This is a genomic window from Pseudomonas sp. GW823-FHT04A03 (assembly GCF_058796615.1).
Window position 1 is genome coordinate 107,619 of record NZ_JBXAIV010000014.1, and the last position, 14,777, is coordinate 122,395.

Consider the following 14,777-nt stretch of genomic DNA (forward strand, 5'->3'; position numbering starts at 1 on the left):
GCGTTAAATCTCAATATGTAATTTTGCATCCCATATTTTGGGACTTGCCAATCAGCTTTGTACTGATCACGTACCTATTGAATGGCACGCACAAGGTCGTTTGCCGGAATCAGCATTGGCTTCGAATAATGCCCTCCGGATGAGTAAGCCGAAGTGAATACTCTGCAAGAGACGGTATCTCGTTCATTCAGTGCCGTCAGTAACTCACCTGGTAACATAAAAACGTTTGACACTCCTTCATCCTCTTTTTTCAAAGCGGACAACTTAGATACGTAAACATGATCCATACCGTGTTCAGAACTTTCGACCTCGACGAGATTACCAACCAGATACTGAGTCAACCGATCAAAATCCTCAAACTCAACACGCCTGTCCAGAGAACAATATAAAGCTTCACCCAACTGGCTTTCACCCGTCGCATTCTGAAAAAAATTCAACACATCCGTTTTCGAAGCAAACTTTATATTCAGAGTTGAGCGATCATCCCTGCCACTGACGGAAATGTAATCCAAATCAATGACGGGGAGAACCGGCCTCTTAGCGCAAGAACAGCACAACAAGAACATCAACACGACAATACATTGCTTCACTTCGTAGCCTCCAGATATTTGGTCAACCGTTCATAAACAATGTCACACGCCGATTTGCCACCTTGAAGTTTTGTGCCGAACATCGTTCTCGCCTTGTAGTGGTTGGCATCGATCGCTTCATTAATGTCCGGACCAGAGGTCATAATCCAACGTTCCCCAATGCTGGCAACGGTATCCGAATCATCCGTGGACTTGGGGGATGCCAATATATTTATCCAATAATCTGCTGCAGGCTTCGGTGTCGTGAAGTATATATCTGACACCATCCAGACACCTGTACCGCCGCCCACAGGATCAAGCGTCACCAATATTTTCACAGTATAACCGCGCTCTTTAAGAATCGAAGTCAAATGGGCTCCATTCCACCCACCCAGACTATGACCAACGATGACAATATAAACCGACTTATCACCCTTTAACGGACGAATTACATATTTCTGAATATCTTTCTCACCACGAACATCCTTATAGCTTACATAAGGAAGATTAACCTCCAGCTTCTGCTCAGGACTAAGACTATCCAGTAGAAGATTCAGTGCATTAACCACATTATGATGAGGAGGCTCATTTTGATAGTACTCCTCCTTATCCCCAGCACCACCGATAAAAAACACCGCTACTTTTCTTACTTTAACCGCAGCTTGTTTGACAGTTTGATCCGTCTTGCAGGTCAAATCATGACCAGCAACTTCGGTTTTGCAATCTTTCAGCGCAGGATTTTCCACTTCCATTTCGGTCACTCTACAAACAGTTTGATTTTTTCGGGTAAATGGGAGCTGACCATATGGGTGAAGCCTCGCTCGTCGGTGATGCCATGCTCAATGCGTCCATCCCCTCGCTGAATCGCATAAGGATGATCGGGGATAGGCTCTCCCGTGGCTTCATTGATCACCTGCATCCGATCATTGAAGTGCACCGGCATCGGCAACAACCCACTAAACGCCGCCCCTCCCCCGCTCTGTCCAATAATCACCGTCCCCGATCCACCGACCACGACATTGCCGTGCCCGCCGGTGCTGTCGAGCATCGCGGCATTCAGGCCGTTGATGAATACCGTGGCGGAAACACCGCCGGTAATCGGGCTGCCGCATGCCGATTTATCGGTCATGCGCGCAGCGGGGAGTCCGTCGAAGAACACGTCCGGCGAACCGGAGACGATCGGGTTGTTGCCGTGGCCAGGCAGTGGGCAGGCGGTTGGGTCGGTGACGCGTGCAGCGGGTTTACCACTCAATTCAAAGCTCCTTGCTTCAGATGTTCCGGGTGAGGCTGATAGAGATCGACGTCGGTCGCAGCGAAACGCCAGCGGTTGTCGACGGAATCAAACAGCGCGTGACAATGCTCGCGGCTGTTCGGGGGTGTGAGGGTTTGCAGTTGTTGCCAGGCTTCGTCGGCAAACCAGTTCAGCTCGGCAGTTGTGGCGTCGTCGAGTTGGTTGAGCCAGGTGTTGTAGCCGGTCAGTCGATGCTGGTCGTAGGTGGTTTGCAGCAGCTCGGCCATTTGCGGGCCGAGTTCAAGATAGCGCTCGGCTGTCCAGCGGCCGGTTTGCGAGTAGACATACCAGCCCATCGGCGACAGCACGCCTTGGTGGAAAATCGATTGCCCGGCGGGCGCGACAAAACCGCAGCACACGTGCAGGGTCAGCCAGCCTTGATGGGCATCGATGAATCCGTTCGGATCGAACGTGCGCAGCGGTATCACCCGGTAGTCGTCGAAGCCCGCACTGCGCGTCATCAGCTCGGCATCGAGGCGCGAGACAAACGCACGGATGGCTGTGCCACCGAGGCGGTTGACGGTGCAGAGGATGTCCACCGGTTGACGGTTCGGGTTATCGCTTGAACCGAGTTTTTTGACCAGACCGTACAGGCGGATCGACGCCCGTAGTCCGCTCATCGCCGGTCACTCGTTGACGCAGCGATGGCTCCACGGGCGTGGAGAAAGAGTGCCAGAGGCATTGCAGGTGTCGTCCGTGAGCGCGCAAAAATGGCGCGTAGAATGCCGGACTAGAGCGGTTTGAACAATCAAATCAGCAGTCAGATTGCCACTATTTGTTCAGCCCTCGGCAAACTCGCGCAACACCTTGCCATCCATGCGGTAGCGCACCCATTCTTCCTGCGGCTGGGCGCCGAGGGATTTGTAGAATTCGATGGCCGGGGTGTTCCAGTCCAGCACGCTCCATTCGAAGCGGCCGCAATCGTTGGCGCAGGCGATTTTCGCGAGGTGGCGCAGCAGGGTTTTGCCGGCGCCGCCGCCCCGTTGTTCCGGGGTGATATAGAGATCTTCGAGGTACAGGCAGTTGCTACCCAGCCAGGTCGAATAGCTGAAGAAGAACACCGCGAAACCGATCGGTACGCCATCGCGCAGGCAGATCAGACCGTGGGCCGTGGCGCCTTCGCTGAACAGGCTGCGCTCGATGTCGGCGACGCTGGCGATGACTTCGTGACGGGCCTTTTCGAAGTCTGCCAATTCGGTGATGAACGCGAGGATTTGCGGAGCATCGCTGGGGGTCGCCGGGCGGATGTCGATCGTCATGGACGGGCCTTGTCGGAAAAAGGAAAACGCCATACTAAGGCGGCGCGCGGCGCTCGTCACATGGCAATCCACAGATTAGGCTAGCGCGGCCGAACATTCGAAAGGACGCCCATGAACAACTTCGCTTTCTCGCCCCTCGCGGAACTCGCCGCCGAACTGCTGCCCCATGCGCTGGAACCGTCGGAAGACGGCGCCCATGACCTGTCGCACCTGCAACGGGTGTGGCACAACGCGCGCACCTTACAGGCCGAGGAAGGAGGCGACCTTGAGCTGCTGCTCGCGGCAGTGCTACTGCACGATTGCGTCGCGGTGGAAAAGAACTCGCCGCTGCGTTCACAGGCATCACGCCTGGCAGCGGAAAAAGCCTCAAAGGTGCTGGCAAACCTGAACTGGCCCGAAGCCAGAATCGACGCCGTCATCCACGCCATCGAAGCCCACAGTTTTTCCGCCAACATAACCCCGCTAACCCTCGAAGCCCGACTGATGCAGGACGCCGACCGCCTCGACTCCCTCGGCATGCTCGGCGTCGCCCGCACCTTTTATATCGCCGGGCGCATGGGCAGCGCGCTGTACGACCCGCACGATCCCGAGGCTCGGGAAAGGGACTACGACGACAAGCGATTCTGCCTCGATCATTTCCAGACCAAACTGCTGCACCTCGCTGACGGTTTCCAGACCGTTGCCGGCCAACGTCTGGCGCAAATCCGTCATCAACGCCTGAAGGGTTTCATGGAGCAATTCAAGGAAGAGATCGGCGTGGTCTGAAGGCGTTACTCCGGTCATTCACGATCCTGAGATCACCAAGCTCAGACCTAAGGCGCAGGCATGACGTGTTAGATAGGTGACGCTCAATTTTTCCGGTCAAGGAACCGCGTCATGCCTCAAGCAACACCCCAGGTCTCGGGCAAACTGTTCGGCCTGTTCTGCCTCGCCAGTTATCTGTTGTCGCTGTCCTATGGCGCGACGTTTTTGCTTTCGCTGCTGATCGGTTCTCGCGGCGGCAACGAGCACGACGCCGGCAGCGTGATCAGTGCGGCGATGCTCAGCACCTTCGTTGCGGTGCTGGTGTCCGGGCACCTGTCCGACTGGCTGGGCGCGGCGCGTTCGATTGCGCTGTTCGGGCTGTTGCTGGTGGCGGCGAGTCTGGGGTTTGCGATGACGCCGGGCTTCGGCCACTGGCTGCTGTTTTTCGGATTGCTGCTCGGTCTGGGCTGGGGCGTGTTCTACACGCTGGGGCCGATCATTGTCGCCAGTCTGGTGAGCCCGGCACAGCGGGCGAAATACTTTGCGCTGCTGTCAGGCAGCATGATGACAGGGATCGGCAGCGGCCCGTTGCTCGGGCGTGCGGCGAGTGCGCTGGGGTTGCCGGTGACGTCGGCGTTCTATCTGGCGGCTGCGGCGAGCCTGATAGGCGTGCTGCTGTTCTGGCGTCTCGGCGCCCGTCTGAAAAGTACACAAGCAACGTCAGCCGCACGAATCTCATGGCAGGCGACTGCTCAGGTGCTCAGTTCCCGAGCGGTTTTTCCGATCATCATGGTCGGCCTCGGCGGCTGCGTGTTCGGCGGGCTGTCGAGTTTCCAGACCAGCTATGCCGCCGCCCGTGCGCTGGACTATTCGCTGTTCTTCCTGGGCTTCATGAGCGCTGCGATCAGCAGCCGGATGTTGATCGCAGGCTATGTGGTCAAGCGTGATCCGCTGCGTGCGTCGTGTCTGTTGTCGGGGTTGATGCTCGGCTCGATCTTGCTGTTCGCGTTCGGCGTGCAGAGCGGTTTCAGCTATCTGCTGGCGGCGGTGATGCTCGGTGTCGGTTACGGCCTCACCTACTCGGTGATCAATGGATTGGCGGCCAACGAAGCGCCGGCTGGCACAACATCGCAGGCGTTGCTGTTGTTCAGTCTGGCGTACTTCATCGGCGTGTTCGGCTTCCCGCTGCTGGCCGGGAAAATCATCGTCGAGCACGGCATGCCGACGCTGTTGCTGACCGTGCTGGTGGTGGCGGCGTTGAACTGGACGATCACCGTCGGCCGCTTGTTGTGGCGGCGAATCACGGTAGAAAACGCACTGACGAACTGAACCGTTCGTCGCTCATCCGGCACCTATGCGACGCGAGGGCGGCCCAAGATCAGGTAAGGATTTCAATCACTGGAGAAACCCCATGATCTCGTCAAGGTTGACTGCTCTCGTTTTCGCCGCCCTGCTCTCTCCCGTGGCCTTCGCTGCGACGGCCACCGGAACCGGCCCCACCGATCCGGTCGAACGCCCGAAAGCTCCGGCCATCCAGAGTGCCCCCGGCATGAACACCGACGGCTCGGGCGTCGAGAACGCCCTGCCGCCCGCCACCGGCACCGACCCGCGCACCCAGGGCAACGATCCGGGACGCCAGGGCGGCACTTCCGGCAATCCGGTTCCGCCGGATAACTCCGGCTCCGGCAATGGCTCGAAAACCACTACCGGTGGTTCGGGCTCCGAGGGTGCCGGTCAGTAGGTGGCAGATTCGCGGATCAGCGCATCGACTTCGGCCGTGCCCGGTGAAGTCGCCGGGCCCCAGCGGGTGACGGCCAATGCAGCGGCAGCGTTGGCGCGCCTTGCGGCTTCGTGAGCGACCAGTCCTAGCGCCAGCCCGGCGACGAACACCCCGGCGTGCGCATCGCCCGCACCGTTGCTGTCCACCGCCTGCACCTTGAAACCCGGCACATGTTGGCGCTCGCCGCGCTGATGAATCCAGCAACCCTGCGGGCCGTCGCGCACGACCATCAGCACATCCTGTGGAAGGTGCATAGCCAACCGGTCCAGCGCGGTTTCGATGTCCGTCGCGTCAGTGAAACGCAGCGCCTCGACACTGTTGCTGGTCCACATATCGATGCGCGGCAGCAACGCCTGCATCATCGGTGAGTCCGGCGATTCCACCAGCGGGCCCGGATCGAACACTACGTTGATCGCCTTCGGCAGCGCCAGCGTCCAGTCCAGTAATGCCTGGGCCTTGCCACTGTGCAGCAGGCTGTAGCCACTGACATAGACGTAGTCCCCCGACTCGGCGGCGACGCTGCTCAACTCCGCTGCCGTAACTTCACCTTCGGCGCCGATGTAGGAAATGAAGCTGCGCTCGGCCGACGCATCGGTCAGCGCCACGCAGATGCCGGTGTCGCGTTCTGCAGGCTGTTCGATGCCGATGCGGATGCCTTCGGCGCTCATCGCCTGGCGCGCCAGATCGCCGAAACGCCCGTTACCGTGGCGGCCTAGATAGACCACCGGCAAGCCGTTTCGCGCGGCGGCAGCCATCACATTGAAGCCACCGCCGGCTTCAAAACTGGCGGATTGCGCCAGCACGTCGCCGCCGATCTGCGGCAGTGCATCCACGGCCATGACCAGGTCGATGATGACCTGGCCGGTGTGCAACATCTTAGGCATGAGCATTCTCGGATTGCGCAGCGCGGCGATCTCTCGCTCCGCCGAGTACGAAGTAAATGCCGCCGGCGACCACGAACGTCACGATCCAGCCGAGGCCGTTGTGGCCCAGCCACGAATCGGACAGGAAGCCCTTGAACCAGACGTTCTCGGCTGTGGTGCCGATGGTGGTGAAACTGAAGCCCAGCACGATCGCGATCGCCCACGCGCCGAACGCGCGCCACTCGATGCCACCGCTGTACCAGTAGGCGCTGCTCGGGCTGACGTCGAGCAGGTCTTTGGGGCTGTAGTAGTGACGGTGAATCAGGTCGACCACGAAGATCCCGACCCACGCGGTGATCGGCACCGCCAGCAGGGAAATGAAGGTGATGAACGGGCCGTAGAAACTGTCGGCAATCAGCATGAAGTAGATCGAACCGGCGAAGATCGCCACGATATCGACCACTACCGCGTAAACGCGTTTGACCTTCAGGCCGAGAGTCAGCGTGGTCAGACCGGCGGAGTACACCGACAGGTTGTTCGACAGCAGCAGGCCGCCGAACGCGGTGATCAGGTACGGCACGGCCATCCAGGTCGGCAGCATGTCGCGGATCGCCACGATCGGGTCAGTCGCCGAAGCGAGGTCGTTGTTGCCCACCGACAAAAGGCCGCCGAGGGTGATCAGTAGCACCAGCGGAATCCCCGCGCCGAATGCTGCCGAAGCGACCAGGCGCACGGCTTTGACGCTGCGATGCTGATAGCGCGACATGTCGGCGCCAGCATTCGCCCAGCCGATCCCGGTGCCGGCGGCCATGGTGCCGATGCCGATGATCATCGCGCTCATCGGCGCCGGCGTGGCGTTGAACACTGCGCTCCAGTCGATGGTCGCGCAAAGGAAGCCGCCGACCAGAATGTTCAGGGCGCCAAACACGTAGGTCGCCCACTTCTGGATCACCAGCAAGGTGGCGTGGCCGAGGCCGGACACCGACAGGGTCAGCAGCACGAAAATCGCGATGAAGATCAGGGTCAGCACTGGCGCGCTTTTGGCTTCCACCGGCGAGCCGAACAGGATCGAGCACAACGACAACAGCACGAATGCGGCCGTGGTGGTGTTGACGGTTTCCCAGCCCAGGCGCGACATCAGCGAGACCAGCGTCGGGCCGATATTGCCACGCACACCGAAGATCGCCCGCGACAGCGTCAGGCTCGGCGCACGACCGCGACGGCCGGCAATCGAGATGATCCCCACCACCGCGAACGAACCGGCAGCGCCGAGGATCGCGACGATGATCGCCTGCCAGATCGCCAGGCCGCGAAACGCAACCAGCGTGGCGCCCAGTGGCAGGCCGAGAATGGAAATATTGGCAGCGAACCAGACCCAGAACAGTTGCAGCGGATGGCCGTTGCACTCGCCTTCCGGCACCGGCTCGATGCCCCGGGTTTCCAGTTGCCCGGCGCTTTGCCCGGCGTTCGATGAACTCATGAAAAATGCTCCTGTTTGCCTTTATTGTGGTTGTGGCAATGACGCAGAACGAAAAGACATCCCGCCCTTCCTGGGCCTGTCTGCGCGATCCATTGCGGGTGAATATTCAAGACTTGTGGTGCGCCCATCGCTGGCAAGCCAGCTCCCACAGGTTCGAAGTGAACCTTGAGATTTGCACCGTCCCTGTGGAAGCTCCCACAGGTTCAAAGTGAACCTTGAGGTCTGCACGGTCCCTGTGGGAGCTGGCTTGCCAGCGATGGCGTCAGTTCAATCAGCGCAAGGCCAACAGCCCCTGCACCAACGGTTCCAGCACCAGACCATTGACGGCCTTCACCGTCTCGATCATCGGCGCCGGCCAGCTCTGCAGGCCCAGGCAGGCCCCGAGCATGGCGCCGAGAATCGCGGCGATGGTGTCGGTGTCGCCACCCAGGCTCGCGGCCATGCACAGCGCGTCGAACGGCGTCATTTCACCGACCGCGACTTGCTGCGCGAGGGCGAACGACAGCACCACCGATTCCTGCGACGCCACCGAGGTGCCGATCACGTCGTACAGCAGATCCGCGAGCAACACCGGGTCGCTCTCGACACTGATGCTGCGCGCCCAACTGATCCGCGAGGCGATGCGCCCGCCGGCCACCCAGTGCCCGTGCGCTTCCGCTTGCTGGGCGATCTGTTGGCCGAGGTTCAGCGCCTCGCCCAGATCCAGACCGTTGATGCCGGCCGAAACCACCGCCGCCACCGCCGCCGCGCTGGAAATCCCCAGCGTGGTGTTGTGAGTGACCTGACAAGCCTGCACCACCGCCGCGATAAAGCGCTCGGGGTCGGCGACATCCGCCGCAATCCCCACCGGGGTGATGCGCATCGCTGCGCCGTTAGTGGTGCCGTAGCGCCCGGCCTCTTCCGGCGAGTGGCCGGCGAGGATCATTTCGATCGCACGTTTGGTCGAGGGGCCGAGCAAGTCCTGCGAGCCCTTGGCCTGCATCTCGGCTTCCCATTCGATCAGCCGTTGCGCGAGCACTGCCGGTTCGATCAGGCCCTTGCCTTCGACCAGCAACTCGCCGACCAGAATCGCCTGTTCAGTGTCATCGGTGATCGAGCCTTTGGGCATGTTCACGGCAATCGGCTGCAAGGGGCCGGCGTCTTGCAGATCGGTGATCTGGCCGAAGCGCTGCTTGATGGTTTCGCGGTTGAGGGATTGGGTCGGCATGCCCAGCGCGTCGCCGAGGGCCAGGCCGTAAAACGCGCCCAGGGCACGGTCGAGGGCGGTCATTTCGATTCTCCAAATTGCAGGTGCAGACGGAAATGCACCGGGTCGAGCAGGCTTTCGACCTGCTCCATGAAACGGTTTTGCCGGTCGTAGGTGGTACGCAATGCCTTGAGGAACACCGTACCTTCCGGACGGCCGAGCAGTTCGGCGTCCACGGCGTTGAGCGGTTCGGCGCCGATCCATTGATCGCCGCGCTCGCCGACGTAACCGTAGGCGGCCAGGGTGATGGTCAGGGAATTGTCGATCAAGCCGACCCGCGGCAGGCTTTCCAGGCCTCCGCTAGCGGGCATCAGAGAACGTTCAAGGGACACCGCCGTGCCGTCGTTGGAGCGTCGGCGACGTTCGAGAAGGATGAACTGATCGGAGCCGAAACGCGGAAGCAGATCCTCGCGGGTCACGGCCTCCAGGCGCAGCACATCGGTATTGATCAGCGCCCCACTGTCGGCCAGAGCCTGGGCCCATCCGCTGCGCTGGTCGAGCACCACCCCGTCAAACGTGACGATGGAACCGACCCCGCTTTGCGTGGCGATGTAATTGCGCCGCTTCAGTTCAGCCAGCGCTTCGCGCAACGTGCCACGGCTGACGTTGAATTCCTGAGCCAACTGGTGCTCTCCGGGCAACAGAAAGCCGTCCTCCATGAGGCCGCTTTCGATGCGTCGGACGAGCTCGTCGACCACCCGTTGTTTCTTGTCAAATCGTACCTGTCTAATCATGTACAAAGTGATAACCGAAACGGGCTGGAGCGGGCAAGGGATATTTTGGGGAAGGAGACAGAAGGCGTGGCGTTGAAAGCACCCTCTCCCGAAGGAGAGGGTCAGAAGAGCTTTGATCTCAGCGCTGTTTCAGACGGTCGATCACCACAGCCAACAGCAGAATCGACCCACGAATCACATACTGATAAAACGTGTCGATATTCTTCAGGTTCATCGCATTCTCGATAATCGCCAGAATCAAAACCCCGGCAATCACATGCCGGATCATCCCGATCCCGCCGCTCAGCGACACCCCGCCCAGCACGCAAGCCGAAATCACCGTCAGCTCAAAACCCTGGCCGATCATCGGCTGACCCGAAGTCATCCGCGAAGCCAGAATCACCCCTGCCAGCGCACCGATCACGCCATGCACCGCGAAGATGATGATCTTCGTGCGATCAACATTCACCCCTGCCAGCAACGCCGCTTCCTGGTTGCCGCCGATGGCCATGGTGTTGCGCCCGTAGGTCGTGTAGTTCAGCAACCAGCCGAAAAACAGGAAGCAGACGATGGTGATCAGGATCGGCACCGGCACGCCGAACAGCTGGCCGTTGCCGAACACGAAGAACGATTCCTGGGACACGCCCACCGCTTTGCCGTTGGCAAAAATGTAGGCCAGGCCACGGACGATCTGCATGGTTGCCAGCGTCGTGATCAGCGCATTGACCCGCAACTTGGCGATCACGATGCCGTTGATCAGGCCGACGATCAGGCCCATCACCAGCGCCGCGCTGACACCGAGAAACACGCTGTTGGTGTCTCGCATCACCACCGCCGCAACCACCCCGGCGCAGGCAATTACCGAACCCACCGACAGGTCGAAATGCCCCGACGCCAGGCAATACAACATGGTGCACGCGGCGATCCCGGTGGTGGAAATCGCCAGGCCCAAGCCACGCATGTTCAGCGGCGAGAGGAAGTTGTCGATCAGCAAGGTGCAGGCGACAAAAATGCCCACTGCCGCCAGCAGCATCACCCAGTCATCGAGGAAGCGCCGCATATCCAGAGGTTTGCGCGCGGTCGGCAGGGTTTCGTTTTGGGTTGTCATCATAGTCACCTCTCAGTTCGCCACGCCGTCAGCGCGGTGGCGCGGCAAAGCCAGTTGCAGCAGGTTGGATTCGTTGGCCTGGTCGCGGCTGACTTCGCCACGCAGGGCGCCCTCGCACAGCACCAGAATGCGGTCGGAAATGCCCATCACTTCCATCAGATCGCTGGACACCACGATCACCGAAATGCCGTCGGCGGCCAGGTTATGGATGATCTGGTAGATCTCGGCCTTGGCGCCGATGTCGATGCCCCGGGTCGGCTCGTCGAGCAGCAGGACTTTCATCGGCATCGACAGCCAACGACCGAGAATGGCTTTCTGCTGATTGCCGCCGGACAGGAACTTGATCTGTTGCCCGGCGTGGGGCGTTTTCACTTTCAGGGCCTTGATCTGTTTGTCGGCGTTGCCCTTTTCCCAGATCCCGCGCAGCAGGCAACCGAGCCCTGAGTTCGCGCCGCGCGCACTGATGTTGATGTTCTCGGCGACGCTGGCGAGCGGGATGATGCCTTCCTTCTTGCGATCCTCCGGGCACAGCAGAATCCCGGCTGCAATCGCATCGCGGGGCGAACGCAGCTTCAGTTCATGGCCACGCAATTCCAGGCGCCCGGCGGTGTTGCGTTCCAGACCGCTGAGCAATCGAAACAGCTCGGTACGCCCTGCCCCGACCAGTCCGAACAGGCCAAGAATCTCGCCTTTGTGCGCATCGAAACTGATCGGCTCGCGCAGGCCCGGGCCGAGCAAGCCATCAACTCTTAACGCCACGGCACCGCGCGGACGACCGCGATAATCGTAGATGTCCTGAATGTCGCGCCCGACCATGCAGGTCACCAGTTGATCGTGGGTCAACTGGCTCATGTCGTCGAAGGTGCGCACGTAGCGACCGTCCTTGAACACCGTCACCGCGTCGCAGATGCGGAACACTTCTTCCATGCGATGGGAGACGTAAAGCACGACTTTGCCTTCGTCGCGCAGCCGGCCGATGATCGCCATCAAGCGGTCGATTTCCCGCGCCGAGAGGCTGCTGGTCGGTTCGTCGAACGCGATCACATGCGCGCCACGGGACAATGCCTTGGCGATTTCCACCAGTTGCCGCTGGCCGAGGGACAGGCGTCCGACCTTGGTCTGCGGGTCGATTTCATCGGCCAGACCTTTGAGGCAAGCCAAGGCTTGCTGGCGCAGCGCGCCGCGATTGATCAGGCCGAAACTGGCCGGCAGGTGACCGAGAAACAGGTTCTCGGCCACGGTCATTTCCGGCACCAGATGCAGCTCCTGGTGAATCACCGCCACACCGCTGCCGATGCTGTCGGCGGTCGACTTGAACGCCATCGTCCGCTCGCCGATCTGCAGCTCGCCGCTGCTCGGAATGTAGGCGCCGCCGAGGATTTTCAGCAGGGTCGATTTGCCGGCGCCGTTCTCGCCCATCAAGGCGTGAACCTGCCCGGGATGGGCGACGAAACTGATGCCGTCCAGCGCCTTCACGCCCGGGAAGGTCTTGCCGATCCCGTTGAAACGCAGGCTGCCGCTGGCGCTGTGTTCTTGTGTCTGTACTTGCGCGTGCATTTAAGCCACCTCATCACACCGTTCAAACGGCCCGGCTGCCCGGGCCGTCGCTGCCGTCAGTTCCACAGGCCGATCTTCTCCAGCTCCTGCTTGAAGTTGTCGCGGGTGATCAGGGTGACGTCGTCCATCGCGGTGTACTTCGGCGGTTCTTTGCCGGTGGTGACCCACTCGTACATCATGCTCGCGGTGTTGTAGCCCTCGATGTGCGGGCTCGGCAGCATCGAACCGTAGAAGCCGCTATTGGGCTTTTTCAGCTCGCCGATCGCATCGGTGCCGTTGATGCCGATACCGATCACGTTGACCGCGGCAAACCCGGCGGCTTCGGTGGCGCGCACGCCGCCGAGCACGGTGTTGTCGTTCATGCCGCCGATGATCAGGTTCTTCGCCGCGCCCGGCAGCTTGACCAGCGCCGAGTTGGTGGCGTCCATGCTGCCCGGTACGTCGAGGGTTTTCAGGGCGGCGGTCAGAATGTGATCCTTTGGCATGCCCGCGTCTTCGAGGGCCTTCATCGAACCGTCGGTGCGCTTCTTGCCGGTGTCGAGTTCGTTGTAGGTGTTGACCACCGCGTAGGTGTCTTTCCAGTCCCAGTTTCGCTTTTTCGCCTCGGCGGCCATGGCGGCGCCCTGCTTCTGGCCGACTTCGAACGCGGCCATGCCGAGGTACGGCACGTCCTCCATGAACTTGCCATTGGCGTCGACGAAGCGGTCGTCGACGGCGATGACTTTCAGGTCATTGAGTTTGGCCTTGGCCATGATCGCAGGGCCGAGGGACACGTCCGGCGGGCAGATGACGAAGCCCTTGGCGCCGTTGGCCGCGAGGCTATCGATGGCCGAGAGGGTTTTCTCGCCGTCCGGCACGGCGATCTTGATCAGCTCGAAGCCTTTGTCCTTGGCAGCTTTCTCGGCGAAGGCCCATTCAGTCTGGAACCACGGCTCTTCGGCCTGCTTGACCAGAAAACCGATCTTCACCGGATCGGCGGCCAGCAGCGAACTGCTCAGGCTGAACGCAGTGACCGCCAGCGCGGTACTGCACAGGGTACGAATCCCGAAACGACGTTTCATAAGCAGACTCCTTGTTATTTTTCTTGAGCGTTATTTGAAAAGCGTTACAGCGGTCGAAGCGTTTCCCGCGAATCATGACGACAATAGTCATATCGTATGATGATTGGATTTCAGGCGGAGCTTGCCACCTGAAATCCGGATTTTCAGTCGTGGTACATCACCGAGCGACCACCATCGATGGTGATGCACGAGGCGTTGATGAACGGCGCTTCATCACTGGCCAGGAACACGGCGGTCATCGCCACTTCAATCGGCTGACCAATGCGTTTCGGTGGATGCAGATCAAAGGCGCGCTGACGTTCTGCATGCGGATCGGCGAAGCCGTTCCAGTAATCGACGTTGAGCTGGGTTTCGATGTAGCCCGGGGCGATGGCGTTGACGCGAATGCCCTTCGGCGCGTACTCGATGCCCAGCGCGCGGGTCAGCCCGAGCAAGCCGTGCTTGGCCACCGGGTATGGGAAGCAGCCGGGAATAATGTTGGTGGAATGGGTCGAGGCAATGTTGATGATGCTACCGATGCCTTGCTCGATCATCTGCGGCAACACGGCTTTGCAGCCGTACCAGGCGCCGTCGAGGTCGATGGCGAAGCAGCGTTTCCAGTCTTCTTCAGTCATTTCCAGCGGATCACGGAACACATTGACCCCGGCGCAGTTGACCAGCACGTCGATGCGACCGTGCAGCTCGATGGCCAGTTTGGCCATGGCATGCAGATCCTGCTGACGCGAGACGTCGGCCTTGATCGCTTGCACATCGGCGCCCTGCTCGCGCCAGTGCGCGGCGACTTTCTCGACCTTTTCAGCCTGGATATCGCTGATCACCAGTTTGGCCTGCTGCGAGGCGAAGGTCGCGACGATTGCTTCGCCGATGCCTTGGGCGGCGCCGGTCAGCAATACGACCTTGTTTTTAAGGCGCTCACCTTTCGGTGGCTCGGGCACCGGTGGCAGGGACAGAGGTTCAGCCATGAATCAGGACTCCTGTTCGAAAGCATAAAAAAACCGGGCATCTGACGATGTCCGGTCTGGAAGGCTTCTGGAACAAAACAGGCGAGCGCACGCATCAGTACCGAAACGGCCCGAAGTGCTGACTCCGCTGTGGAGTGCGATGGA

The 14,777-nt window shown here is 60.4% G+C and carries 16 protein-coding genes; 3 read left to right on the top strand and 13 right to left on the bottom strand.

Annotated features, from left to right (window positions below; genetic code table 11):
- Positions 1–74 precede the first annotated feature (74 nt).
- The 5 genes from AC1Q9F_RS25885 to AC1Q9F_RS25905 all read right to left on the bottom strand — a co-directional run bounded on the left by AC1Q9F_RS25885 (position 75) and on the right by AC1Q9F_RS25905 (position 3,119).
- On the bottom strand, positions 75–590 hold the full coding sequence (locus tag AC1Q9F_RS25885) for a hypothetical protein (RefSeq protein WP_492621227.1): 516 nt from the start codon (positions 588–590) through the stop codon (positions 75–77).
- A complete protein-coding gene (locus AC1Q9F_RS25890) occupies positions 587–1,321 on the bottom strand; it encodes an alpha/beta hydrolase family protein (protein WP_492621228.1) in 735 nt (244 codons plus the stop codon). The genes AC1Q9F_RS25885 and AC1Q9F_RS25890 overlap by 4 nt, the downstream gene beginning before the upstream one ends.
- A 5-nt stretch (positions 1,322–1,326) precedes the next feature.
- Positions 1,327–1,821 (bottom strand): PAAR domain-containing protein, encoded by a 495-nt coding sequence (locus tag AC1Q9F_RS25895; RefSeq protein WP_289203581.1) that lies wholly within the window; start codon positions 1,819–1,821, stop codon positions 1,327–1,329.
- Positions 1,818–2,480 (bottom strand): hypothetical protein, encoded by a 663-nt coding sequence (locus tag AC1Q9F_RS25900; protein ID WP_492621229.1) that lies wholly within the window; start codon positions 2,478–2,480, stop codon positions 1,818–1,820. The genes AC1Q9F_RS25895 and AC1Q9F_RS25900 overlap by 4 nt, the downstream gene beginning before the upstream one ends.
- 159 nt (positions 2,481–2,639) lie before the next feature.
- Entirely contained in the window at positions 2,640–3,119 is a 480-nt protein-coding gene (locus AC1Q9F_RS25905) for a GNAT family N-acetyltransferase (RefSeq protein WP_492621230.1), read from the bottom strand.
- A 111-nt stretch (positions 3,120–3,230) separates the two neighbouring features.
- Between AC1Q9F_RS25905 and AC1Q9F_RS25910 the strand changes: the two genes are divergently transcribed.
- The 3 genes from AC1Q9F_RS25910 (at position 3,231) to AC1Q9F_RS25920 (ending at position 5,604) form a co-directional block, all read left to right on the top strand.
- The gene (locus AC1Q9F_RS25910) at positions 3,231–3,884 is read left to right on the top strand and encodes an HD domain-containing protein (RefSeq protein ID WP_492621231.1); all 654 of its coding nucleotides are present in this window, start codon (positions 3,231–3,233) and stop codon (positions 3,882–3,884) included.
- A 111-nt stretch (positions 3,885–3,995) separates the two neighbouring features.
- Positions 3,996–5,192: an MFS transporter gene (locus AC1Q9F_RS25915; protein WP_492621232.1), complete on the top strand. Its 1,197-nt coding sequence runs from the start codon at positions 3,996–3,998 to the stop codon at positions 5,190–5,192.
- An 82-nt stretch (positions 5,193–5,274) separates the two neighbouring features.
- On the top strand, positions 5,275–5,604 hold the full coding sequence (locus tag AC1Q9F_RS25920; protein ID WP_492621233.1) for a hypothetical protein: 330 nt from the start codon (positions 5,275–5,277) through the stop codon (positions 5,602–5,604).
- On the opposite strand, the gene AC1Q9F_RS25925 is transcribed toward AC1Q9F_RS25920, so the two are convergent.
- The 8 genes from AC1Q9F_RS25925 to AC1Q9F_RS25960 all read right to left on the bottom strand — a co-directional run bounded on the left by AC1Q9F_RS25925 (position 5,598) and on the right by AC1Q9F_RS25960 (position 14,633).
- Complete coding sequence (locus tag AC1Q9F_RS25925; protein WP_492621234.1) at positions 5,598–6,527, bottom strand: PfkB family carbohydrate kinase; 930 nt, start codon at positions 6,525–6,527, stop codon at positions 5,598–5,600. The two genes, AC1Q9F_RS25920 and AC1Q9F_RS25925, sit on opposite strands and share 7 nt — an antisense overlap.
- Positions 6,520–7,986, bottom strand: a complete 1,467-nt coding sequence (locus tag AC1Q9F_RS25930) for a purine-cytosine permease family protein (RefSeq protein ID WP_085683520.1) — start codon at positions 7,984–7,986, stop codon at positions 6,520–6,522. Before AC1Q9F_RS25930 ends, AC1Q9F_RS25925 begins: the two co-directional genes overlap by 8 nt.
- Before the next feature lie 271 nt (positions 7,987–8,257).
- Positions 8,258–9,256 carry an ADP-ribosylglycohydrolase family protein gene (locus AC1Q9F_RS25935; protein WP_492621235.1) on the bottom strand — a complete coding sequence of 333 codons (999 nt, stop codon included), beginning with the start codon at positions 9,254–9,256 and terminating at the stop codon, positions 8,258–8,260.
- Positions 9,253–9,966, bottom strand: coding sequence for a GntR family transcriptional regulator (locus AC1Q9F_RS25940; protein WP_492621236.1), 714 nt, complete (start codon positions 9,964–9,966; stop codon positions 9,253–9,255). The genes AC1Q9F_RS25935 and AC1Q9F_RS25940 overlap by 4 nt, the downstream gene beginning before the upstream one ends.
- A gap of 118 nt (positions 9,967–10,084) precedes the next feature.
- Positions 10,085–11,053: an L-arabinose ABC transporter permease AraH gene (gene araH / locus AC1Q9F_RS25945; protein WP_230732760.1), complete on the bottom strand. Its 969-nt coding sequence runs from the start codon at positions 11,051–11,053 to the stop codon at positions 10,085–10,087.
- Positions 11,054–11,065: 12 nt separating this feature from the next.
- Positions 11,066–12,610, bottom strand: coding sequence for an L-arabinose ABC transporter ATP-binding protein AraG (gene araG, locus AC1Q9F_RS25950; protein ID WP_007950823.1), 1,545 nt, complete (start codon positions 12,608–12,610; stop codon positions 11,066–11,068).
- Positions 12,611–12,666: 56 nt separating this feature from the next.
- The gene (locus tag AC1Q9F_RS25955; protein WP_492621237.1) at positions 12,667–13,671 is read right to left on the bottom strand and encodes a substrate-binding domain-containing protein; all 1,005 of its coding nucleotides are present in this window, start codon (positions 13,669–13,671) and stop codon (positions 12,667–12,669) included.
- 143 nt (positions 13,672–13,814) lie between these two features.
- Positions 13,815–14,633 (bottom strand): SDR family oxidoreductase, encoded by an 819-nt coding sequence (locus AC1Q9F_RS25960; RefSeq protein ID WP_011335425.1) that lies wholly within the window; start codon positions 14,631–14,633, stop codon positions 13,815–13,817.
- Positions 14,634–14,777 lie beyond the last annotated feature (144 nt).